Genomic DNA, 22,601 nt, shown 5'->3' with positions numbered 1-22,601 from the left:
TTATCGCAGTTTTATTGAAAGTTTGCACGCTTTTACTTCACATTTTGTTAAAAAATTCGGATTTTTGCGGTTCAATTTTTAGTGCTCCCTTTATGAGGTACGTTTTGTTTTTATGTTTTCTCACACTTTTTGCTTGTGCTGACCAATCAAGAGATGGTTATGACATACCTGTAGGTAAAAAGCAGAATGAGGAAAATCAACATTTGGCGGCTTTAAGTATTCTTTCTGACGCTATAAAAAACAACCCGAGTGATCCTGATAATTATTACAAAAGAGCTGTTCTTCAACACGAATTGGGCAATTACAAAGATGCTTTGGTGGATATCACAAGAGCGGAGCGGCTAAACCCAAACTCTGGTTTGTTTTTGTTTCAGAAAGCCAAAATTCAAAACCTTCTGAACGAAAAAGGAGCTTTGAAAAACGCCTTAGATGCCGAAAGTCAGCAGTTTAGTTCGCCTTCGCTTTATGTTCTCCTAGCCGATTTATACCTCAAGGAAAAGAACTTTAGAATGGCTCAAAAATATATGCAAAAAGCAGAATCTCTTTATCCGTACAACTCCGAGTTGTTTTTGGTTAAGGGTAAATACTACGCTATGCAAAATGACACCACAACCGCCGTAAACAATTTTAAGAGAGCCTTGGTACTTCGCCCCCACGGCTTTGAACCATATGATTACCTTATAAAAATCTTTAATTCGGCTCACTTAGTAGACTCCGCGTTGACCTACAACGAAAAAGCATTAAAGCGGTTTCCTACAAACAAAGAATTGGTTTATAACAAAGCACAAATTCTAGAAAACGTGGGTTCATTAGATAGTGCCACTAAGGTTTATCAGGCATTTCTGAGGTTGGAGCCTTCTCGATATGACGTTTTAGAAAAAGTGGGGAATATTTATTTACGCAAAAAAAACTATGCGGCAGCATTTTTGATTTATGATAAATGGAGTAAAGCCGTACCTGATACAGAACAAGCATATCTCAAAGCTGCTTCGTGTTATGAACTTCAGGGACACTATACCAACGCCAAGACATATTTGGAAGGTGCAGTAGAAAAAATGCCTGAAAACAAAGCCCTAGCTTTGAGATTAGAATCTGTTAATAACATTTTGGAGCAAAATGCCAATGATTATCTCGAAAATACCCAACAGTTTTATTCTAACAACAAGAAAAAGAAAGTTGAAGAAACTAAGGAACCTGAACCACAGAGAAGAATATTTGATATCGGAAACATAGAAAAAATACAAAAAAGGAGTCAAATTACAATAGGTAAAGATACCACTAGAAATTAAAAATATGATGATCAGCGTTACACTGCCTGATGGCAGTAAAAGAGAATATCAGAATGGAGCCTCTCCTATGGACGTGGCCTTATCTATAAGCGAAGGATTGGCTCGGAATGTATTGGCCGCTAAAGTTGACGGTCAAGTAGTTGACTTAAACACGCCTTTGGAGAAAAGCGTCGACTTGCAGTTGCTCACTTGGAATGATACAGAAGGAAAATCTACATTTTGGCACTCTTCGGCCCACCTGATGGCGGAAGCTTTAGAATCTCTTTACCCTGGTGTGAAGTTTTGGGTAGGCCCACCAGTAGAAAATGGATTTTATTACGACATAGATACAGGTGAAAAGAGCATTTCTTCAGACGATTTCAAAATGATCGAGGATAAAATGTTGGAACTCGCCCGTCAGAAAAACGAATTTAAGAGAATTCCTATAACCAAAGCAGATGCATTAAAATATTTTGGCGATAAAGGTGATGAATATAAACTGGATTTACTTTCAGGCTTGGAGGATGGAAATATTACTTTGTATCAACAAGGTAATTTTACTGATTTGTGTCGCGGACCGCATATTCCAAACACTGGATTCATAAAAGCCGCCAAAATAATGAATGCTGCTGCAGCATATTTCAAAGGCGACCAAAACAACAAAATGCTCACCCGTATTTATGGGGTAACGTTTCCAAAAGCAAAAGAACTAGAAGAATACCTGACACTTTTGGAAGAAGCCAAACGCCGTGACCATAGAAAATTAGGTGCTGAATTAGAGTTTTTTACGTTTTCAGAGAAAGTAGGAAAAGGTCTTCCGCTTTGGTTGCCAAAAGGTGCCATGCTCAGAGAGCGTTTGGAGAATTTCTTGAAAAAAGCTCAGCTGAGGTCTGGATATTTGCCAGTGGTTACGCCGCATATCGGTAGCAAGGCACTTTATGTCACCTCTGGTCACTGGGAAAAATACGGCGAGGATTCGTTCCAGCCAATCAAAACTCCAGAGGAAGGGGAGGAGTTTATGCTAAAACCAATGAACTGCCCTCACCACTGCGAAATTTACAAATCTAAGCCACGCAGCTACAGAGATTTGCCTTTGCGTTTGGCTGAATTCGGTACGGTGTATCGTTACGAGCAAAGTGGAGAGCTGCATGGACTAACTCGTGTGCGAGGATTTACGCAAGATGACGCCCATATTTTCTGTGCCAACGACCAAGTGGAGGCTGAGTTTATGAAAGTAATTGATTTGGTGTTATATGTATTCAAATCACTCGGATTCGACGATTACAGTGCTCAGGTTTCGTTGAGAAGCAAAGAAAAAAGTTCGAAATATATCGGTTCTGACGAAGATTGGGACAAAGCGGAATCTGCGATTATAAAAGCGGCTGACGAAAAAGGACTTAAAACTGTAGTAGAATATGGCGAAGCTGCTTTCTACGGCCCTAAGCTAGACTTTATGGTGAAAGATGCCTTGGGTCGCAAGTGGCAGTTGGGTACTATTCAGGTAGATTACCAGTTGCCAAACAGATTCGAACTGGAATACACTGGGGCTGACAATCAGAAACATAGGCCGGTCATGATTCATCGTGCACCGTTTGGTTCTATGGAAAGATTTATCGCCATTTTGATAGAAAATACAGCTGGTAATTTCCCATTCTGGCTCTCACCAGAACAGATTGCTGTTTTACCTATTTCGGAGAAATATGAAGACTACGCCAACGATGTGTTTTTGAGTTTGCAAGAGCATGATATCAGAGGATATGTAGATCATCGCTCAGAGAAAATTGGTAGAAAAATCCGTGATGCGGAAGTGGCTAAAGTGCCTTTGATGCTTATTATTGGAGAAAAAGAAGCCGCTGAAGGTAAAATATCACTAAGGAAAAAGGGTGAAGGTGACTTGGGAAGTTTCACGATTGATGAGTTTGTGGCATTTGCTAAAGCAGAAATAAATAAAAATATACCGAGTTTTGGTAAAAATTGAAAAGTAAATAATAAATTTGATGAAATTTTAAGTTGTAAGTAGCTTAAAATCTCACATTTAAATTCTTTTATGGCAAAAAACATGAAAAAACCGTATCGTCCACCGGTTAGAAAAGAAGACGAACACAGGATTAACGAGAAAATTAGAGGTGTTGTAGAGGTAAGATTAGTAGGAGAAAATATAGAGGTAGGAGTGTACCCGTTCGCTAAGGCTGTTGAAATAGCCAGAGAGCAAAATTTGGATTTGGTAGAGATTGTTCCAAACTCTGTACCGCCAGTTTGTAGAATCGTGGATTACTCTAAGTTTAAATACGAACAAAAGAAAAAGCAAAAAGAACTAAAAGCTAAGCAAGTAAAAACGGTTATCAAGGAAATTAGGTTTGGTCCTCAAACCGATGATCACGATTACGAGTTTAAGCTAAAGCATGCCGAAAACTTCTTGAAAGAAAACTCAAAAGTTAAGGCTTATGTACAGTTCATTGGCCGTCAGATAGTTTTTAAAGAACAAGGATTTAAACTCTTGGAGAAATTTGTAAAAGCCCTTGAAGAACTTGGCAAGCCAGAAGCACCACCGAAATTAGAAGGAAAAAGATTGAACGTGATAATCGCACCAAAATCTAAAAAATAATATGAAACCGGCTCATTTGGGTCGGTTTTTTATGCATTTTGCATTTATCAAGGCTTATTTTAAACTTTTTTTGTGGTTCGATTTTTCAAATTGCACAAAAAAGTAATGCATAAAGCGATTTGAAAAATCGCTTTACTACTGTCTATTCAAAAATAATTATCTACCATCTGAAAATTAGAAACGGACTTCTAATGTAAATTTGCATAAAGCAACAAAACTTTTAAACAATGAACAAAAGTATCCTTTTCAGTATAATTTTTATATGTTCCTTCGGAATTCAATTTACATCTGCACAATCTAAAAATCCAATAATTGATGGTTGGTATGCTGACCCAGAAGGAGTTATTTTGGATAAGCAATATTGGGTTTTTCCTACTTTTTCGGCCAAATATCGCCAACAAGTTTTCTTAGATGCTTTTTCATCAAAGGATATGGTTACTTGGAAAAAACATGAGCATATTATTGATACGACAGTCATCAAATGGGCTTATATGGCTATATGGGCACCGTCTATTGTCAAAAAAGACAAAAAGTATTACCTGTTTTTTTCGGCAAATGACATACAAAGTAAAGCCCGAAATGGGAAAGAGGATGACCACAATGGAGGTATTGGAATAGCCGTGGCGGACAAACCAGAAGGGCCATACAAAGATCATTTGGGCAAGCCACTTATCAATCAGTTTTATAACAATGCCCAGCCGATTGACCAATTCGTGTTTCAAGACAAAGACAAGCAGTTTTATATTTTTTATGGCGGTTGGGGACGTTGCAATATTGGTAAATTAAACGATGATTTCACTGCCTTGGTGCCTTTTCCGGATGGTAGTTTGGTGAAAGAAATTACTCCAAAGAACTATGTCGAAGGCCCAACGATGTTTATCCGAAATGGGAAATATTACCTCATGTGGTCGGAGGGTGGTTGGACAAACGGCACATACAAAGTAGCTTATGGCGTTTCGGATTCGGTCTTTGGTCCTTTTGAACGAGTTTCTACGGTTCTCGAAGCCGATGAAAGTATCGCTACAGGTGCTGGGCACCATTCCGTAATAAATATTCCAAACACCGACGAATGGTACATGGTGTATCACCGTCGCCCTATTCCTAATCTAGACCGTGACCACCGTGTGGTGTGTATTGATCGAATGTTTTTTGACAAAGACGGAAAAATCGAAAATGTTAAAATGACTTTCGGGGGCGTAAAACGTAAGTTGAAGTAGAGTTATCTGCCAATTATTCACTCGCAAGGGCGATTCTTATCTGATCCAAATGCCCTTGATTATGCCAGCTGACTTTATCAAACTCATCTTTGAGGGTTCTGAGGCCAGTTTGGCTATGAATAAACTCTTTGCCGCCCAAGGTATCGTAATACTTCTCAGCAAGAAAAATAACCATTTCCCTATTGGCCAAATAGACGGCTTTACTAATGGCCAATGGGAAGTTTTTGTAGTCTAAGTTCTCATTCCAAAGGTCTTGCTCAAAAGCCCAAATAACTTGTTTGGGCTCAGAAATTACCCTTTTTATTCTATCCAATAACACGCTATCGGCATCTGCTAAATGCACTAGTATTTGCTTGACAGTCCATTTGCCTTCTCCATAAGTTTTTGCCAAATCTTCCTCAGACAAGTCAAAATACTTTTCAGTTTCGTTTTTGGTGTTGGTTAGGGTGGTTATGATGTTCATGGGTTTATTGATAAAATTTATTGTTAATTCAGAGTCTCCCTTTAGGGGACTCTGAATTTCATTCGAATCTTAATAATCACCCCAAAATCCCCTCAATCACTTCCAATTCAGCCGCATCAAAGTGTTTATTATCAACGGCTTTAAGCGAATCAAGGAGTTGTTCTACTCGGCTGGCACCAATCAATACTGTGGTTACTCGTTGGTCCTTTAGTAGCCATACTATGGCCATTTGGGCAAGGCTTTGGCCTCGTTTTTCGGCTATTTCGTGAAGGGCTTTTACTTTGCCGATGGTCTCGGTGGTAACTTGGTCCTTTTGCAAAAAACCAGTTGATTTTCCTGCTCTTGAGTCCTCAGGAATGCCGTGGAGGTATTTGTTGGTCAATATACCTTGTGCCAATGGCGAGAAAGGGATGCAACCCACGCCATTTTCACCCAAAACATCCAATAGTCCGTTTTCTGGATCACGAACGAGCATGGAGTATTTCGGTTGGTGTATAAGGCATGGTGTCCCGAGTTGCTTTAGTATCGCCAAGGCTTCTTTGGTTTGGTCGGCGTCGTAGTTGGATAAGCCCACATACAGTGTCTTGCCTTGTCTCACGAGCGTGTCCAAGGCACCCATGGTTTCTTCCATCGGGGTGTCGGGGTCTGGGCGGTGTGAGTAAAATATGTCAACATAATCCAATCCCATGCGTTTAAGGCTTTGATCGCAGCTGGCTATGATGTACTTTCTTGAGCCCCACTCGCCATAAGGGCCAGGCCACATCAAGTAGCCAGCTTTGGAAGATATGATGAGTTCGTCGCGGTAAGCGGCAAAGTCTTTTTTCATTAAAATGCCAAAATTCTCTTCAGCGGAGCCTGGAGGTGGGCCGTAGTTGTTGGCGAGGTCAAAGTGCGTAACGCCTTTGTCGAAGGCCGTTCGGAGAATTGCTCGGTAGTTTTCGAAGGTATCTACTCCTCCGAAGTTGTGCCAAAGGCCCAATGAAATCTCTGGCAATTTGATGCCGCTTTTGCCACAACGTCTGTAGCTTATTTGTTCGTATCTTTTTTCGTCTGCTATGTACATTATCTTACCACCACTGGTGTATTGTTTTTTTGAAATATTTAAGGTAAATCTCTTTTACTTTGCTCATTTGTAGGTCTCTTAATGCTGGCTGTTGTAAGCATTTGAGGTTTTCTGTTACTTGCTCAGGTCTCGATGCTCCAGGTATAACTGTACTCACATTTTCGAACATCAAAATCCATCTCAATGCTATTTCTGCCAAATTCAATTGGCCTTCGAATAGTTCTTTAAGTTCTGCAACTGCTTCTAAACCAGTGTTATAGTCTATGCCTGAGAAAGTCTCGCCTTTGTCGAACATTTCACCATTGCGATTGAAAAAGCGGTGGTCACCTGCTTCGAAATTGGTGTCTTGGGTGTATTTTCCAGTCAATAGTCCGCTGGCCAAAGGTACTCTTACGATCACGCCTACATCTTTCTTTTTGACTTGTTCGAAAAACAACTCACTTGGCCGCTGACGGAACATGTTGAAGATTATTTGTACCGAAACCACATTGTCAAATTCAATACCTTTCAAGGCCTCTTCTACTTTTTCTACACTGATACCCAAGTTTTGAACTTTTCCTTCAGCCTTAAGGTCTTCGAAAAGGCCAAAGATTTCGGGTCTATAAAATACCTGAGTAGGAGGGCAGTGGAGCTGTACCAAATCTAAAGTTTCTAGTTGAAGTCTTTTTAGACTGTCTTCGATATATTTTCGTAAAACCGCAGGCGTATAGCCTTCGTTGTTATGTGGATTGATTTGGCGACCACATTTGGTAGCCACAAAAAAAATCTCTGAGCGTTTTTTTAGGAAATTGCCAATGGCTTTTTCACTTTCGCCATCGCTATACACATCCGCAGTATCTATGAAGTTTATGCCATTTTCGGCGGCAGTATTAAGGATGTTTTCTGCTAACTTGTGGTCGAATGGTGAGCCCCATTTTCCGCCTACTTGCCATGTTCCAAGGCCTATTTCTGAGATATTTTGATTGGTTTTACCGAATCTTCTGAAATTCATTTATTTGTTTTGGTTGAGTTTCCAAAATTAGTAAAAATTGGGGGTTTTAGAAGTAATACGATCAAAGTTTCGGATTTTAAAACCTACGAAATTACATGCTTTGTGTGCCTTGCCAGGCGGGCATTCTTTTTTTCGAAAAAAAAGAACCCAAAAAAACACTTTCTGTGCAATGATCCTCTGAAAAATTTCGCTTTAAGCTTTTCGATCTAACAAAAATAGGAGTAGCGAAATTTTACAACGGACTGCACAGAAAATATTAGGAACAATAAGAATTTAATATTCGGATTCAATAAATTGACAATTCTACATGTTGTATGCAAGTTCATTATTTTTTTACAAACAATCTATTTGCTTTATTCTGAAACATCAGTTATGGAACCTTTTTTATTTTAATTAATATTTGACAATTTTCAAAATGAACTCCTTCTTAGAAAAGACAATGAAAGCAATTAACAGAATGCTAAGAATTATATAAATTTTGAATCAGATGGGATAACCATTGGCAATTCTGCTTTTATTTTGGAATTTTACGAATAAATAAAAACAATAGTTGGAACCCTTTGCACCATTGGCCGAAAGACTTAGGCCTCGAAATCTGGAAGAATACATTGGTCAGGAGCATATTTTAGGTAAAAATAAGCCGCTTAGACGTACTTTAGAGTCGGGTATTGTGCCTTCCATGATTCTCTGGGGACCTCCAGGTGTGGGCAAAACTACGCTAGCATTGATGATGGCTGAGATTACCAAACGGCAATTTCACAGTTTGAGTGCCATCAGTGCAGGCGTGAAAGATTTACGGGAAGTTTTGTCAAAACCATCAGGATTATTTCCACCGATATTGTTCATTGATGAGATTCACCGATTTAACAAATCGCAACAAGATTCGCTTTTAGGGGCTGTAGAAAAAGGCCAAGTGACACTTATTGGGGCTACTACAGAGAATCCTTCTTTTGAGGTAAATTCAGCTTTACTTTCTCGTTGTCAAGTTTATATTTTAGAGGCTTTCGGTAAAAAAGAACTAGAATTGTTGCTTGAAAGGGCTTTAAAATCAGATACTTGGCTCAAAGACAAAGACATAAAAATAGAATCTTCTGATTCACTTTTTAGAATTTCCGGTGGTGACGGTCGCAAGCTTTTGAATCTTTTGGAATTGGTAGTAAATGCACAAGTTGGCCAACCCGAAATTGTAATCAACAACGATTTGGTAGAAGAAGTAGTACAGAAAAACTTGGCCAGATACGACAAATCAGGCGAGCAACATTATGATATTATTTCGGCCTTTATAAAGTCTATTCGTGGCTCAGATCCCAATGCAGCATTGTACTGGATGGCGAGGATGATTATTGCAGGCGAGGATCCCAAGTTTATTGCTCGAAGAATGTTGATTTTAGCCAGTGAAGATATTGGCTTAGCTAATCCAACTGCCATGATGGTGGCTAACTCTTGCATGGACGCTATTATGAAAATCGGATACCCCGAAGGACGAATTATTCTCTCACAAACAGTCATTTATTTGGCAACATCACCTAAATCAAATGCCTCTTATGTGGCAATTGATACGGCCATAGCATTAGCAGAAAAAACTTCACATTTACCTGTTCCGGTCGATTTACGGAATGCACCAACCAAGCTCATGAAAGAGATTGGCTATGGAAAAAACTACCAGTATTCGCACAATTATGAAGGTAATTTTGCCAAACAGAATTTCCTTCCAGATGAATTAAAAGGGGAGAAGCTTTATGAGCCAAGCAACAATGCTCGGGAAAATGAGATAAAACGATCTCTGCAACAATGGTGGGGCGATTGGTATGGTTATGAATAAAAAAAAGAGCTCGAAAGCTCTTTTCAATGAATATATCAATGCTTGAAAATTAAGCTTTTTTGAAGGTCAATGTATACTCAAACTGAACCATTTGGCTTAAGAAAATCTCAAGAAACGCCGCGGTGAATGCATCCAGACCTCCTGCAGCTGCCTTAAGGCTAGCTTTTAGTTCGTCGAGACCAATAAACAAAACCAGTTGACTATCCGAATTGGTTTTAATTTGCATGGTTTGGGTTAACTCTTTTCCTAAGTCATTGTCTTTGTATGTAATATTGAGTTTGTCTCCATTAATGGTATATTTTCCAGTTGAAACGACACCGCTTGAGTTGATCTCACCAATAGTCCAAGTGGCATTGGTTTTGTATGTGCCATCCGCACTGAAAGTATAGTACATTTTTTGTGCGGATACATTTTCGTTTTCGTCTTCTGCCACTTGATCGACAACTTTAGATTTAAGAGAAATGGTCTCCAAATTGTAAGTGCCTTCCAGAGTTGATGGTGTTACGTCGTCTTTTTTTGAGCATGAGCTAAGTCCTAATCCTAGAACTGCAAAAAGGACAAAAATCTGTTTTTTCATGGTGTATATGTTCGTGTTTAATAATTGATTATACTTTTTCAGAGACGAAATAGTCCTCTTTCGTAATACCTTGTTTTACAAATAGTTCGCCAAGGAATCCCGCCAAAAACAGCTGAGAACCAATAAGGATTGCTACCAAAGCCAAATAGAAAAGTGGATTATCGGTTACGTTGCGATATGGTTGTCGATTATAGATAGATATGACTTTTTCGGCGATAAGGAAAAACGTAATAAAAGAACCCAAGAAGAAAGAAATCACGCCAAACAAACCGAAAAAGTGCATGGGTCTTTTTCCAAACTTGTTTACAAAAGTTATAGAAAGTAAATCTAGGAAGCCGTTCAAAAAGCGTTCAAGACCAAACTTTGTCGTTCCGTATTTTCTAGAGCGGTGTTGCACCACTTTTTCTCCTATTTTAGAAAAACCATTCCATTTGGCTATAACCGGAATATAGCGGTGCATTTCGCCATAAATGGTGATGTTTTTAACTACTTTGCTGTCATAAGCCTTCAGTCCACAATTGAAATCATGTAGGTAAATGTCTGATATATATCGGGTAGTGGCATTGAAAAGTTTGGTTGGTAAAGTTTTGGTGATGGGGTCATAACGTTTTTGTTTCCAGCCAGATACAATGTCGTATTTTTCCTCTTTTATCATTTTGTAGAGGCCGGGTATTTCATCAGGACTGTCTTGCAGGTCGGCATCCATGGTTATGACAACCTCGCCTACGCACTCATTAAATCCAACTTGAAGGGCAGCCGTTTTTCCATGATTTTTAGAGAATTTAAAACCCCTAACTTCTGGATTGGTCTCTTTGAGTTTTTTTACAATGTTCCAGCTGTCGTCTCTGCTACCATCGTCTATCAGAAGGACTTCATAAGAGAAAGCATTTTCATCCATTACTTTTTTTATCCAAGCATGCAGTTCGCTCAAAGACTCGTCTTCGTTAAAAAAAGGAATGACAACAGAAATATCCACTTTGCTCATACTTGGGTTCTTAAAATATCAGATAATAGTCTCTTAAAAGCTCTGCAAAAATAGGGCTATATTGCTTGTTTTCATAAATATTTATGAGAGAGATTTCCTCTAAAACTGCTTTGGCCCTTTTTAACTCTATAATTACCCTAAAAACAGGCTTATTTTCATCATGTCTGATTTCATACCTTTTAGAAACATACAGTTTTCTTTCCTCTACTAAACTTATGAATTCTCGCATTTCAAAAGGCGGCAATAGTATCCAAGCACTTCCGTTTTCTTCAAGTAAAATATCAATACATTTAGCTAAGTCATTGAAAGTTAGTGTCTCAGCATGGTGAGCAATGTTTTTATCTATTTTGTCAGACTTAAGATTGTTCTGATAAAATGGTGGATTACAAAAGATTAGGTCAAATTTGTTATCTGATTTTTTTGCGAAATCTTGAACAGTTTGGTGATGAAGGGTAATTTGATTTGCAAAAGGACTTTCTTGAATGTTTTCGGTAGCATCTAGAACCGCATTTTGGTCTATCTCCAAAGCTGTAATTTGTATCTTCTGGTTTTTTTGAGCAACCATAAGCGACAACAGCCCAGTGCCGCAGCCAATATCTAAAGCATTTTTTTTGTTTTCTGTGGCAATTAAAGAGCCAAACAAGCAAGAATCGGTGCAGACTTTCATGGCGGCACGCTCTTGTTTTATGGCGAATTGTTTAAACCGAAACATTATTTTCTGCCAAAATCAGCAGGATTTTCACCCCACCATTTGGTTTCCCACTTTAGTATTTTGTTTTTATAGTTATTGTCTTTCAACCATGCTTCAGCTCTTTCTATGAGTTCAAATAACTCGGAGTTTCTGGAGGTCGATTCCAATTTTGTATTCGCTTTTTTTGCTTTTACCCAAGAAATGGCCGTTTTTGAATCTGAAAATATGGGCACATCAGAATTGTGTTTTTTTAACAAAGCTAGGGCATGTACAATGGCCAAAAACTCCCCAATGTTGTTGGTTCCGTCAAAAAAAGGGCCTTTTCTAAATACCAAGGTTCTGGTTTGTAAGTCCACTCCTTGATACTCCATGTCGCCAGTTTTGGTATTCCACGCTGCATCTACTGCCCAAGCGGCAATGGTCGGTGAGGGTTGCATTATAGCAGTTTGTGTGGCCGAAGATTTTGGATTTACAACTGCATAATAGTTTCTTTTTAGAGCATTTTCAGCTTCCGATTTACTTTCAAAGGATTTGTATTGAGCACCATCAAAGCCATCAACTTGTTTCTTGCAATCGTCCCATGAGCTAAAAACTCCTTTTTCTCTTCCTGACCAAACAGCATAAAATTTGACTTTTTTTGCCATATATCAAGACTGAATAAGCTCTTGGGTTTTGCAGTCAAAAACAGCCACAAAGTCCTTAACAAAAGCTTCTTCAGATATTTTAGATACTGAAAAATCTACATCACCCACATAAAATTGACGTATTGCAGCAGTACTTTCTATGTTTTTTTGAATAAACGGATGTTTGGCTTTTCCGATGGACATTCCAAATTCCATGATGTCTGGCTTGAACATCAAATTAAGCGGAATTCTGTATTTTCCTCCGTTTAGAGCAGAACAAACCGCTACGGGTTCAAATTCTTCATTACCTCCAAATTGACCAAATTTGGCTTTTGCTATTTTGTATTCATCTTCATTTTCTCCAAACAACACCGCAAGTTTTTTTCGTGGCTTAAGTTTGGCGGTATCTATCTTGGCATCTATGTTTTTAAGAAGGTTTCTAAGATTGAAAACGTTTTTGCCGCTTCTGATTCTTTCTCTTATAGATTGTCTGATCAAATAAGTTATTGAGTCGGTAATTCCGAATCCGATTTCTGCCATTTGCTTAAAAATAAACGAAGCTGGAGACATACCTGGAATTGTATTGGGGTCGTGGAGAATTACCACATCATCGGCAGTAAGAAAACCATCAATTCGGCTAATTACGCTCATGTTGGTGATTTCAAATGCCTTGAGGATGTTTTCATGGATTTTTTCCAAATTTTCATATTTGGTTTCCACTGGTATTCTCTTTTTACTCACATTCGATTTGTATTTCGATTTAAAATCGAATGTTTGCACATCACCATAAACTTCGGCAGGAGGAAGTGCAAATGCTTTTCCAGAATCGTCCTGAATAACGCCCACAGAAAATTCCTGGCCAGAGATGAATTCCTCTATCAAAACATAATCTTCGGCATTCGTAGAACTTATGATGGCATTATCATGGAAATTTAGATAAATGTCTAATCGTTTAAGTAGGTCTGATGGGTGATAAATGACTTCGCTGTCTAGTACTACTGGAAAACCTATCCCTTCGTCTAAATTCGAAGTTTTTTCCATAAGATTTTTCTTCTGGCGAGTGCTTAGTTTTATCCAATCCTTTTTCAGAATTTGGGTTTCAAAAAAGCACTGACTCATGCTTTTTGAAAATTCTTCCAAACTACGCTTTTTTACAATGGCTACGCCAATAGAAGAACCTTGGTGAGGAGCTTTTACCACTAAAGGGAAGCCTAATTCAGCTATAAGGCTCGTGAAAAGTTTTGATTTGTCAGAAGATTCCCAAGTGTCTTTCGATATAGTCTTGTATTTTTTTGTTTGACCAGTGGCCAACTCCATAAGTCGGTTTTGAACGGGTTTGTCTATGCCCACGCCAGAGCCCAAAATGCCGGGGCCCATGTAGGGTATGTTCAACCATTCCATCATTCCTTGGATGTTACCATCCTCAGAATAAGGACCATGCATAACTACAAACGCAAAATCTATGTGGTTTTTTAGTTCTTCGACTTTTATTTGAGAACCAATTTTGTAAATCAATTTGTAAAGCTGAGTATCTCTCAAAGGTCCCAAAGATTCTATATAAACTTTATAACCATTGTTTTGATTTTTCGAAGGATAAAAGCTTCTAATGTCCTCTTCGTAAAGTAATTGAGGGTCTATTTTAATGAAATTTCCAATGCTGTCCACAAAAATGACAACTGGCTCAAAATACCGCCTATCGATGTGTTCATAGGCAGTTCTTCCACCTAAAAAAGATATTTCTCTTTCGCGAGATTGGCCTCCAAAGAATATTCCAACTTTTATTTTCTTATCCATAGTGATTTAGGGACATGCAGCTACAAAATAATTTTGCAAGTTATAAAAAGAATTTGCCAATTGGGCAATTTAGAGGGAAGGAATGGATATTTTTTTAAATATCAAGCATTGAAGGCAACCATATTGATTGCTTCTACTTTTTTGATTTCCGGTACGTTTTTCAGAATAGCTTCTTCTAAGCCTGCTTTAAAAGTCATAGAAGACATTGGACACGAACCACATGAGCCAGTAAACTCCAACTTTACAGTGAAATCGGGAGTGATTTCAACTACCTCTACATTACCACCATCAGCGATAAGATAAGGCCTAATATTGTTTAATGCTTGTTCTACTTTTTCTATTAATTCGTCCATCTGGTGGGTGAAAGTTCTTACAATATTACAAAAAATGACATATATTTGTTCATTTTGAGCCAAATAATTGTGTCCAGTGGTTTTGGTATCCACCGATTCCCATGTCTTTGAAGTCTGGTGTCATGATGTTTGCACAATGTGTTGGGCTATTAACCCACTGTATTATTATCTCTTCAGGCGTTGGAGAAAATCCAGATGCTGCATAAATATTCTCTGCAAATGATTTGAAGAAATAATTTTGAGCTAATATTCTAGCCGAGGGTTCTACTCCATTTTTTGAGACATGAGAAAAGTATTTGTTTTCAAACATATCTTTACTATGAAGGTAGGCGGCTTTCTCAAGGTCGCTGTTCCAAGTTACTGGACTGGTTGCGGCAAAATATTGTGTTCCGCATTTTCGACCTTCTGATCTGGCCTTGTTCACCAGTTTTAGGAAGTCTTCATTTGTTGATATAGATTTTTCTTCCGTGAAAGTATCCGTTTTTTCACACGAGAAAAAGACAATTGTAAAGAAAAAATAGAGGTATTTACGCATTAGAATTCAATCAATTAGGAAGCTAGGTGCAAAATTTGTTCCAAAACTCTTGAACTACTTTAAAACGAAAATACCTTTAAAAAATTCAAATAATATTTTTAAACTTTGGGTAAAGTATAGCCATTTTTGTAATGCGAGACCATTAACGCATTAGCTTCCTTGTCATTTTTGAAGTTTCCGTTTGCCTCATCCCAAAATACTTTTCTGCCCAATTTGTAAGAAATATTACCCATTATCGCATTAATGGCCGCAATACTACCCGTTTCAATTCCGCATTTGAGCGATTTTGGGTCGTTGTTTCTGATAGCATTGATGAAGTTTTCAGCATGATTGTACAAATAATCATCTTCTGCTTTCTTAGTAAAAATAGGTATTGGCTCAACCTTGGTTTTTTTAACTTTATTTTCTGTATAAGTTTCTGGAATCAGCTCAAATCCACCACGATGAACCACCAGCGTGCCGTTGTTGCCTATGAATGCAATGCCCTCAGTTTTTCCGTAATTGCCGCCATCAATGCCCGTGGCGTGTTCCCAAAGCATATTGAAGCCATCGTATTGAAAGACTGTCTGTAAAGTATCTGGTGTTTCAGAGGCATCATCCGGATACGCAAATTTACCACCAGATGCCATCACCGATATGGGCGATTTAGCTTCCATGGCGTGTAAGGCTATATCGATTTCATGTACACCCCAGTCAGTCATTAATCCTCCCGCATAATCCCAAAACCATCTAAAGTTAAAATGGAAGCGGTTTTCGTTAAATGGGTGTCTTTGGGCAGGGCCTTGCCACATATCGTAATTTACGCCTTTAGGAACTGCTGTGTCTGGCAATACATTTACAGGTTTCATCCAGCCCTGGTAAGCCCAAACTTTTACCAATCGAATTTTGCCCAACATACCAGACTTCACCATCTTAAAGGCTTCTTCATAATGAGGACCACTTCTTTGCCATTGTCCTACTTGAACTATTTTTCCGTATTTTTTGGCTGCTTTTACCATCAAATTGCACTCATCCATGTTGTGTGCAATCGGTTTTTCTACATATACATGTTTGCCTGCATCCAGAGCTCCGATCATGTTTAGACAATGCCAATGGTCTGGTGTGCCTACTATTACATAATCTATGTCTTTATTGTCAAGCATTTGTCGGTAGTCGCCGTAGGTTTTGGCTTTGCTCCCTTGCATTTTTTCTAATTGTGCCGATCGTTCGTCCAAGACGTTTTGGTCGACATCACACAAGCCAACACACTCTATGCCTTTGTTTTTTATATGCCTTTGTAGGTTTGAGAAACCCATTCCTTTGCAACCAATCAAGCCAATTTTCATTTTGTCTGAAGGTGCTACACTTTTTGGTCTGGAATTGGCTAAGGCAGTCGAAATGCTCGGAAATGCCAAGCTTGATAAAGCCACATTTCTCACGAATTGTCTTCTAGAATTTTTCATTTATTATTCAGGTTGAATTTTCAATCAGAAAGTTATTAAAAATCTGGAACAATTTGTGTTTAATTATAAACAAAAAAGACCTCTCGGAAGAAGTCTTTTTTGTAAAATATGTTGTAATGTTTTATCTCATTTTCACTGGTTCTGTTTTTGGCAAGTTAGCATTTCTGATAGCTATTTGTTGGGCGAGATTCTCTGCCGCCGAGAAAAATGCAGCCGAAACCACTTCACTTTCGTCCATCATAATGGGTCTGCCTGAGTCGCCTCCTTCTCTGATTTTTTGAACCAAAGGTATTTGCCCCAAAACGGGTACATTGAATTTGTCGGCCAATTGCTGGCCGCCTCCTTCTCCAAATATAAAGTACTTATTGTCAGGAAGTTCTTCGGGAGTAAAATAAGCCATGTTTTCAATTATTCCCAATATAGGCACATTGATGTTGGCTTGGCTAAACATCGAACCGCCTTTGGTGGCATCGGCCAAAGCCACTTTTTGAGGGGTAGTAACGATAACTGCTCCCGTCACAGGTACAGTCTGAACCAAAGTCAAGTGAATATCGCCAGTTCCTGGAGGTAAATCCAACAAAAGGTAATCTAATTCACCCCAGTCTACATCACCGAAGAATTGTTTTAGGGCTTGGCTGGCCATGGGACCTCTCCACACCACGGCACTGTCTGGCGGCGTGAGGAAGCCTATTGAAATCATTTTGATGCCATATTGTAGAATTGGAGAAATAAAGTTTTTTCCGTCTTTCACCGAAACCATCGGCTGCATGTTTTCAGCTCCAAACATGATTGGAATCGACGGTCCAGAAATGTCCGCATCAATAATTCCGACTTTAGCACCTGATTTTTTTAGGGCCATTGCAAGGTTTACCGTCACGGTAGATTTTCCAACACCACCTTTTCCTGAGGAAATAGCGATGATGTTTTTTACTTGCGGAAGAAGTAAATTCTTGTTTAAAATCGACGTGACGTTTGAAGTCATGTTGATGTTTATCTCAAAACCATCTCCCAAGTCTCTGTGAATAGCGTCAACACACCTTTGTTTGATCAGTTCTTTGAGCGGACAGGCAGGCGTAGTCAAAATTACGGTGAAAGTGACTTGATTTACTCCGATCTCTATATCTGAAATCATGTTGAGAGTCACCAAATCTTTTTTAAGATCAGGCTCTTCAACGGTGCTTAGTGCTAATAATAATTTTTCTTTTGTAACTGTAAATTCTCCCATGAATAGTTTTATACTAAATTAGCAAACATTGGCAAAAGGCTTAAAGTTCGGGCAAATGCTAAACTAGCTGATTTGATTCTGAATAGCTTCTTTTTCTTTTGAAATATCTATTTGATTTTCAAATGTTTGTATTTTGGTTAATAGATTTTGAAGAAATTTTTGGTGATTTTCAGAATTTGGGTTGAAAGGTCTATGTTCTAACCCGGATTTGATTTTTTTCCAATAGTTAATAAAAATTTTCAGATTATCATCGAAATAAGTTTCAGAGAAAATATCAAGAATATATTTTTCTGCTTGTTCGTTTGGATGAATTAAATCAGATTTGAAAAATCTATAATCTCTCAAATCATCCATAACAATTTCGTAGGACGGAAAATAGTAAGTATCAGAATATCTGTTGGTTATCGTATTACACAAAGTCCTAAGAATGGATTTGGATACGCTGTTTAGTTGAAGCGTGTCTTTGATATGCCTTACCGGACTCACCGTAAATATAATTTTCAGCTCAGGATTAAATATTCTGAGTTTTGTATAGATATTTTCAAAAATATCTAATTGTTCTTGTTCGCCTAAAAGTTTTTTATTGAATAATGATGCCTTTTGTTTGTGGCAATTTGAAACAATTTTCTGTGTTTGTTTTTGCTCATAAACCCAACTTGTACCCAATGTAATGATCAAATAATCAGCTGATTTTAAGAATGACCCAGTACTTTGGTTTAAAGCTTTTATTTTTTCAATAAGGCCGACTTTAGTAAAATCTCTAATTTCAGAATGATAATTATAATGAAAAAAGACACCATCGTTTTCTACGATGGTGTCCTCATTATTATCAGAAGGTTCTAAGAGTTCTTCTAGCAGGCTACTGATAGAACTTAGGTTATAAACATTTCCGAATGGGTTGGCTAAACATTCAATTTTGTTTTCTGCCAGATAATTTCCCAAAACGTCTGAAAAACAAGAGCCTAAAGTCAAGATTTTGGAATTCAACAAAATCTGAAACTCAGGATTTATTTTTTCTATAACGGTTCGGAATTCTATCATATCAATGCGACTCTCGATTTACTTTGCTGCCTGACTTGCCCACCAAGTAGTCAAAATCGGCACCCAAATGTGCTTGATTTACTGACTCAATATACATTTTGGCATAACCTCTTACATAACCAAGATCAATCGGTTTCCAATTCTTTCTTCGGGTTTCCATTTCTTCTTCCGAAATATCTAGATTCAGCTTTTTGTTTGGAACATCTACCGTTATCATGTCGCCATTTTGAACAAAAGCCAATGGACCACCGATTGCTGATTCAGGTGAAACATGTAAAAATACTGTTCCAAAGGCAGTCCCACTCATACGTGCGTCTGATATTCTTACCAAGTCCGTTATTCCTTTTTCTATCAGTTTTTTTGGAAGAGCCATGCTGCCCACTTCTGGCATACCTGGATAACCTTTCGGCCCTGCATTTTTCAATACCATGATGGAGTTTTCGTCTATGTCCAACTCAGGGTCATCTATTCTTTCGTGGTAGTCTTCTATAGTCTCAAAAACCACTGCTTTTCCTCTGTGCGTCAGTAGTTTATCTGTTGCGGCTGAAACCTTAATTACGGATCCATCAGGGCAAAGATTCCCTCTCACTACGGTTATGCCTGCTTCCTCTTTGAGCGGGGCATTGTATGGAAAAATAACTTCTGGGTTCCAGTTTCGGGCTTTTTCTGAGTTTTCTACGATGCTTTTTCCATTGGCACTAATGGTATCTTTCCTCAGAATTTCTGACATTTCTTTAATTACAACAGGTAGTCCACCTGCATAATAAAAATCTTCCATTAGGAATTTCCCTGAAGGCATAAGGTTAACCAAAAGTGGAATCTTACTACCTAAATCGTCGAAATCCTCCAGTTTTAAATCTATACCAATACGACCTGCAATGGCCAATAAGTGCAAAATAAGATTTGTAGATCCTCCAACGGCCGCATTTACTTTTATCGCGTTTTCAAAAGCACCTTTTGTAAGGATATCCGAAATTTTAAGGTTTTCTTTCACCATTTCCACAATTCGCATACCGCTCATGTGGGCAAGCATTTTTTTGCGAGAATCCACTGCAGGGATTGCTGATATGCCAGGCAATGTTAATCCCAAGGCTTCGGTCATTACGGCCATTGTGGAGGCTGTACCCATGGTAGAGCAATGACCAGCAGAACGACTCATGCAGGCCTCTGCTTCTTCAAAGTCCTCGGCTGACATTTTTCCAGTTCTAAAATCATCAGCAAATTTCCAAACGTCGGTTCCTGATCCAATAGCCTTTCCTTGGAATCTGCCATTGAGCATCGGGCCACCAGGCACAACGATGGTAGGTAAATCTACACTTGCAGCACCCATTACTAAGGAAGGAGTGGTTTTGTCACAACCCGTCAACAACACGACAGCATCAAAAGGATTACCACGAATACTTTCTTCGACAGTCATAGCAGCAAGGTTTCTATAAAGCATGGCCGTAGGCCTAATGATAGTTTCGCCCAAGGACATCACCGGAAATTCTAGCGGAAAACCTCCTGCTTCATAGATGCCGTTTTTTACAAACTGAGCAATCTCTCTAAAATGTCCATTGCAGGGTGTGGTTTCTGACCAAGTATTGCAAATTCCTATTACAGGTTTGCCTTTAAACTGATGAGCAGGATAACCTTGATTCTTAATCCATGAACGATAAATAAATCCGTCTTTACCGGTTTTTCCAAACCAATCTCTACTCCGTAATTCTTCTTTGTTGTCGTTTTTCATTTATGATTGAATAAAATTTGACCGTAAAATTATAAATAGCCCGCATAAATATAGGTAAAACAACGTTTTTTTTGTTTTTTTGCATGCTAATTTTAAACTTTAACACAAAAATGAATCTTTTCGAAAACTTTGAAGATATTATCAATGAAGATTTTATAGCTAAATTGAAATCGTATTCTAGTGATAATTTGGGAGATGTTGAAGTAGCAGTAAAGGGTGTTTTCTATACTTTGGTAGCAGGATTGATAAGGCGTACTAACAGTGACATGAGTGCTGGAATGCTATACAATCAGATTAAAGAAAAATACAATAAAAGTTCAATACCTGAAGATAAATCTTTGCTTTTCACTCAGAAGGGTTTGATGGAGAAGGTTTCTGAAGACGGTTCGAAAATTATCAGTCAGATTTTTCCAGCATACAAAAGCCCTTTGCTAAGTATGATAGGTTCTTATGCCAATACGAGCAAAAATGTAACCGTTATCACTTCAGGTCTTACGTCTTCGTTATTAATAGACCTGCTTGGAAACAAAATAGATTCTGAGAATTTGGATAAAGATGGTTTGATTTATTATCTGAAACAACATCACGAAGTATTATTACAAAAGGCTCCAGAATCGCTAATGGAAAAGATGATTCCTGCTCTTGGTTTGCAAGAATTGATAAATACAAAAATAGTGGCTCCCAAAAAGCCTGAAGCAAGAGCAGCGGAAGAGGAGGTTGTTAACTCATCAGCAAGTTTACCTTCTGAAGACTACAGAAACGACTCTGCTTCAGAAACATTTTTTAATAAAAAAATACTCATTGGTTTTTTTGTCTTAGCATTATTGGGTGGAATATTCTACTATTTGTGGGCTCAAAATGGTGATTTTAGTTTTTTTAGCAAAGAAGAAGCCCCAGTAGAGTCCATGGATGAGGAATTGATGTTTGCAGATTCGCTAGATAAAGTATCCAAAGATTCAGTTAAGATTAATGCCAGATTAGACTCAGTGAAAACTAAAGAGCCTCTGAATGCCACTGAATTTACTGCTCTTAAACAGTATGTGAGTGATGCTTCTAAGGCAGAGGGGTCAGAGTTTGATTTTAAAAGTATTCAATATCTAGACAAATCATTTGATCTCACCAATGAGTCAATATCAGTTATTGACAGTATTGCGGGTTTGATGAATGCTAATGAGAGATTACAAATTAAAATAACTGCATTCTCTGAGGGAGGAGATCTTAAACTTAACAATAAAAGAGCATTTGCCGTAAAGAAAGTACTGCTAAGGAAAGGCGTAAATACGATTAGAATTGATGCTGGATCTGGTGGAAACGGTGGTAACTTCCCAAAAATAAAAGTGGTGACCAAGTAAGTAATTATTTATTTTTTAATGGAAAGCATTAGCTCAGTAGACTTCAGAAAGTTTACTGAGTTTTTTTTATAATATCTTGTCCGGATTTGTTAAAGAAAGGAAGTTGAAGGATGTACTATGTTGATAATTCTCTTTATTTAAAGTATAGTAGTATGCTCCTTTTTTAGAAAAACCTTTTTGCTTTTCTTCTGTTTTCGATAAAATATCAGTACTAAGTAGTTTTCGTGTAAAGTTCCTTTTGTCAAATTTGGTGTCAAAAATAGCTTCATAAAGGTTTTGCAGCTGTGGTAATGTGAATTTTTCCGGAAGTAGTTCAAATCCAATTGGGTGCAAAGACGCATTAGCCCTTAGTCGCTCTACGGCCAAAGCGACCATTTCAGAATGGTCAAATAACAACATAGGCAGGTTTTTAAGAGAAAACCACTTTGCATTTATTTTATTGGTTAATTTGTGGTCATAATCAGCAATGTTCAAAAGAGCTTTGTAAGTAACCGAAACAGTTCGCATTACGGGGTCTCTTTTTGGGTTACCAAAGGCAGCAAGCTGTTCTAAATATACGTCTCTCAAGCCAGTATGTTCAAATAAAATCCTATCTGCGGCTTCATTTAGGCCTTCATTTTCTTGAAGCCAACCGCCCATAAGTGACCAGGTTTCTTTAGTCTCTTCTAGTCCTCTTTTTACTAGTAATATTTTTAATTCTTCGCCGTCAAATCCAAAAATTATAGAGTCAAGTGCGACAAGACACTTGATTTGTTTATTGTAAAGGTCGAGCATACATAGGTTTTTTTACAAATTAATAAAAAAAAATCGGAGAATACATTTTAC

The 22,601-nt window shown here is 38.1% G+C and carries 21 protein-coding genes; 6 read left to right on the top strand and 15 right to left on the bottom strand.

The annotated features are described in order from the left end of the window. Window positions 1–92: 92 nt before the first annotated feature. The 4 genes from EGI26_RS00255 (at window position 93) to EGI26_RS00240 (ending at window position 5,090) form a co-directional block, all read left to right on the top strand. On the top strand, window positions 93–1,289 hold the full coding sequence (locus EGI26_RS00255) for a tetratricopeptide repeat protein (RefSeq protein WP_255075558.1): 1,197 nt from the start codon (window positions 93–95) through the stop codon (window positions 1,287–1,289). A 4-nt stretch (window positions 1,290–1,293) separates the two neighbouring features. After that, on the top strand, window positions 1,294–3,246 hold the full coding sequence (gene thrS / locus EGI26_RS00250; protein ID WP_255075556.1) for a threonine--tRNA ligase: 1,953 nt from the start codon (window positions 1,294–1,296) through the stop codon (window positions 3,244–3,246). A gap of 81 nt (window positions 3,247–3,327) precedes the next feature. Continuing rightward, window positions 3,328–3,873, top strand: a complete 546-nt coding sequence (infC, locus tag EGI26_RS00245; RefSeq protein ID WP_255075555.1) for a translation initiation factor IF-3 — start codon at window positions 3,328–3,330, stop codon at window positions 3,871–3,873. Window positions 3,874–4,100: 227 nt separating this feature from the next. Next, entirely contained in the window at window positions 4,101–5,090 is a 990-nt protein-coding gene (locus EGI26_RS00240; RefSeq protein ID WP_255075553.1) for a glycoside hydrolase family 43 protein, read from the top strand. A gap of 13 nt (window positions 5,091–5,103) precedes the next feature. Here the strand turns inward: EGI26_RS00240 and EGI26_RS00235 are convergent, their stop codons facing one another. The 3 genes from EGI26_RS00235 to EGI26_RS00225 form a co-directional block, all read right to left on the bottom strand. Then, window positions 5,104–5,553, bottom strand: coding sequence for a DinB family protein (locus EGI26_RS00235; RefSeq protein ID WP_255075551.1), 450 nt, complete (start codon window positions 5,551–5,553; stop codon window positions 5,104–5,106). Between the two features lie 76 nt (window positions 5,554–5,629). After that, complete coding sequence (mgrA, locus tag EGI26_RS00230; RefSeq protein WP_303626701.1) at window positions 5,630–6,616, bottom strand: L-glyceraldehyde 3-phosphate reductase; 987 nt, start codon at window positions 6,614–6,616, stop codon at window positions 5,630–5,632. Between the two features lie 4 nt (window positions 6,617–6,620). Beyond that, complete coding sequence (locus tag EGI26_RS00225) at window positions 6,621–7,607, bottom strand: aldo/keto reductase (protein WP_255075549.1); 987 nt, start codon at window positions 7,605–7,607, stop codon at window positions 6,621–6,623. A gap of 550 nt (window positions 7,608–8,157) precedes the next feature. Between EGI26_RS00225 and EGI26_RS00220 the strand changes: the two genes are divergently transcribed. Continuing rightward, the gene (locus tag EGI26_RS00220) at window positions 8,158–9,429 is read left to right on the top strand and encodes a replication-associated recombination protein A (protein WP_255075548.1); all 1,272 of its coding nucleotides are present in this window, start codon (window positions 8,158–8,160) and stop codon (window positions 9,427–9,429) included. A gap of 49 nt (window positions 9,430–9,478) precedes the next feature. Here the strand turns inward: EGI26_RS00220 and EGI26_RS00215 are convergent, their stop codons facing one another. From EGI26_RS00215 to EGI26_RS00165, 11 genes are all read right to left on the bottom strand, one after another. After that, window positions 9,479–10,006, bottom strand: coding sequence for a lipocalin family protein (locus tag EGI26_RS00215; RefSeq protein WP_255075546.1), 528 nt, complete (start codon window positions 10,004–10,006; stop codon window positions 9,479–9,481). 28 nt (window positions 10,007–10,034) lie between these two features. Then, on the bottom strand, window positions 10,035–10,991 hold the full coding sequence (locus EGI26_RS00210; protein ID WP_255075544.1) for a glycosyltransferase family 2 protein: 957 nt from the start codon (window positions 10,989–10,991) through the stop codon (window positions 10,035–10,037). 10 nt (window positions 10,992–11,001) lie between these two features. Next, entirely contained in the window at window positions 11,002–11,703 is a 702-nt protein-coding gene (locus tag EGI26_RS00205; protein ID WP_255075542.1) for a tRNA1(Val) (adenine(37)-N6)-methyltransferase, read from the bottom strand. Then, window positions 11,703–12,326, bottom strand: a complete 624-nt coding sequence (locus tag EGI26_RS00200; RefSeq protein WP_255075541.1) for a viroplasmin family protein — start codon at window positions 12,324–12,326, stop codon at window positions 11,703–11,705. Before EGI26_RS00200 ends, EGI26_RS00205 begins: the two co-directional genes overlap by 1 nt. A 3-nt stretch (window positions 12,327–12,329) precedes the next feature. Next, on the bottom strand, window positions 12,330–14,099 hold the full coding sequence (locus tag EGI26_RS00195; RefSeq protein WP_255075540.1) for a D-alanine--D-alanine ligase: 1,770 nt from the start codon (window positions 14,097–14,099) through the stop codon (window positions 12,330–12,332). Between the two features lie 101 nt (window positions 14,100–14,200). Continuing rightward, the gene (locus EGI26_RS00190) at window positions 14,201–14,452 is read right to left on the bottom strand and encodes a NifU family protein (RefSeq protein WP_255049573.1); all 252 of its coding nucleotides are present in this window, start codon (window positions 14,450–14,452) and stop codon (window positions 14,201–14,203) included. A gap of 49 nt (window positions 14,453–14,501) precedes the next feature. Next, window positions 14,502–14,987, bottom strand: coding sequence for a CAP domain-containing protein (locus EGI26_RS00185; protein ID WP_255075538.1), 486 nt, complete (start codon window positions 14,985–14,987; stop codon window positions 14,502–14,504). Between the two features lie 98 nt (window positions 14,988–15,085). Beyond that, window positions 15,086–16,429, bottom strand: coding sequence for a Gfo/Idh/MocA family protein (locus tag EGI26_RS00180; protein ID WP_255075537.1), 1,344 nt, complete (start codon window positions 16,427–16,429; stop codon window positions 15,086–15,088). Window positions 16,430–16,550: 121 nt separating this feature from the next. Further along, window positions 16,551–17,654 carry an Mrp/NBP35 family ATP-binding protein gene (locus tag EGI26_RS00175; RefSeq protein WP_255075534.1) on the bottom strand — a complete coding sequence of 368 codons (1,104 nt, stop codon included), beginning with the start codon at window positions 17,652–17,654 and terminating at the stop codon, window positions 16,551–16,553. A 63-nt stretch (window positions 17,655–17,717) separates the two neighbouring features. Next, window positions 17,718–18,695 (bottom strand): GSCFA domain-containing protein, encoded by a 978-nt coding sequence (locus EGI26_RS00170; protein WP_255075533.1) that lies wholly within the window; start codon window positions 18,693–18,695, stop codon window positions 17,718–17,720. A 1-nt stretch (window position 18,696) separates the two neighbouring features. Beyond that, a complete protein-coding gene (locus EGI26_RS00165; protein ID WP_255075532.1) occupies window positions 18,697–20,424 on the bottom strand; it encodes an IlvD/Edd family dehydratase in 1,728 nt (575 codons plus the stop codon). 110 nt (window positions 20,425–20,534) lie between these two features. On the opposite strand from EGI26_RS00165, the gene EGI26_RS00160 reads away from it, so the two are divergent. Next, the gene (locus tag EGI26_RS00160; RefSeq protein ID WP_255075531.1) at window positions 20,535–21,776 is read left to right on the top strand and encodes an OmpA family protein; all 1,242 of its coding nucleotides are present in this window, start codon (window positions 20,535–20,537) and stop codon (window positions 21,774–21,776) included. A gap of 66 nt (window positions 21,777–21,842) precedes the next feature. Here the strand turns inward: EGI26_RS00160 and EGI26_RS00155 are convergent, their stop codons facing one another. After that, window positions 21,843–22,550, bottom strand: a complete 708-nt coding sequence (locus EGI26_RS00155) for an NrtR DNA-binding winged helix domain-containing protein (RefSeq protein ID WP_255075530.1) — start codon at window positions 22,548–22,550, stop codon at window positions 21,843–21,845. Window positions 22,551–22,601: the final 51 nt, after the last annotated feature.

This window comes from Lacihabitans sp. CCS-44, assembly GCF_024343735.1.
In the GTDB taxonomy this organism is placed as follows: Bacteria; Bacteroidota; Bacteroidia; order Cytophagales; family Spirosomataceae; genus Leadbetterella.
Note: the sequence above shows the minus strand (reverse complement) of the source record. Positions and strands in the feature narration are given on the sequence as shown.

Coding starts and splice junctions, on each gene's coding strand:
- EGI26_RS00255 (WP_255075558.1), top strand. CDS start 93: ATGAGGTACGTTTTGTTTTTATGTTTTCTCACACTTTTTGCTTGTGCT.
- thrS (WP_255075556.1), top strand. CDS start 1,294: ATGATGATCAGCGTTACACTGCCTGATGGCAGTAAAAGAGAATATCAG.
- infC (WP_255075555.1), top strand. CDS start 3,328: ATGAAAAAACCGTATCGTCCACCGGTTAGAAAAGAAGACGAACACAGG.
- EGI26_RS00240 (WP_255075553.1), top strand. CDS start 4,101: ATGAACAAAAGTATCCTTTTCAGTATAATTTTTATATGTTCCTTCGGA.
- EGI26_RS00235 (WP_255075551.1), bottom strand. CDS start 5,553: ATGAACATCATAACCACCCTAACCAACACCAAAAACGAAACTGAAAAG.
- mgrA (WP_303626701.1), bottom strand. CDS start 6,616: ATGTACATAGCAGACGAAAAAAGATACGAACAAATAAGCTACAGACGT.
- EGI26_RS00225 (WP_255075549.1), bottom strand. CDS start 7,607: ATGAATTTCAGAAGATTCGGTAAAACCAATCAAAATATCTCAGAAATA.
- EGI26_RS00215 (WP_255075546.1), bottom strand. CDS start 10,006: ATGAAAAAACAGATTTTTGTCCTTTTTGCAGTTCTAGGATTAGGACTT.
- EGI26_RS00210 (WP_255075544.1), bottom strand. CDS start 10,991: ATGAGCAAAGTGGATATTTCTGTTGTCATTCCTTTTTTTAACGAAGAC.
- EGI26_RS00205 (WP_255075542.1), bottom strand. CDS start 11,703: ATGTTTCGGTTTAAACAATTCGCCATAAAACAAGAGCGTGCCGCCATG.
- EGI26_RS00200 (WP_255075541.1), bottom strand. CDS start 12,326: ATGGCAAAAAAAGTCAAATTTTATGCTGTTTGGTCAGGAAGAGAAAAA.
- EGI26_RS00195 (WP_255075540.1), bottom strand. CDS start 14,099: ATGGATAAGAAAATAAAAGTTGGAATATTCTTTGGAGGCCAATCTCGC.
- EGI26_RS00190 (WP_255049573.1), bottom strand. CDS start 14,452: ATGGACGAATTAATAGAAAAAGTAGAACAAGCATTAAACAATATTAGG.
- EGI26_RS00185 (WP_255075538.1), bottom strand. CDS start 14,987: ATGCGTAAATACCTCTATTTTTTCTTTACAATTGTCTTTTTCTCGTGT.
- EGI26_RS00180 (WP_255075537.1), bottom strand. CDS start 16,429: ATGAAAAATTCTAGAAGACAATTCGTGAGAAATGTGGCTTTATCAAGC.
- EGI26_RS00175 (WP_255075534.1), bottom strand. CDS start 17,654: ATGGGAGAATTTACAGTTACAAAAGAAAAATTATTATTAGCACTAAGC.
- EGI26_RS00170 (WP_255075533.1), bottom strand. CDS start 18,695: ATGATAGAATTCCGAACCGTTATAGAAAAAATAAATCCTGAGTTTCAG.
- EGI26_RS00165 (WP_255075532.1), bottom strand. CDS start 20,424: ATGAAAAACGACAACAAAGAAGAATTACGGAGTAGAGATTGGTTTGGA.
- EGI26_RS00160 (WP_255075531.1), top strand. CDS start 20,535: ATGAATCTTTTCGAAAACTTTGAAGATATTATCAATGAAGATTTTATA.
- EGI26_RS00155 (WP_255075530.1), bottom strand. CDS start 22,550: ATGCTCGACCTTTACAATAAACAAATCAAGTGTCTTGTCGCACTTGAC.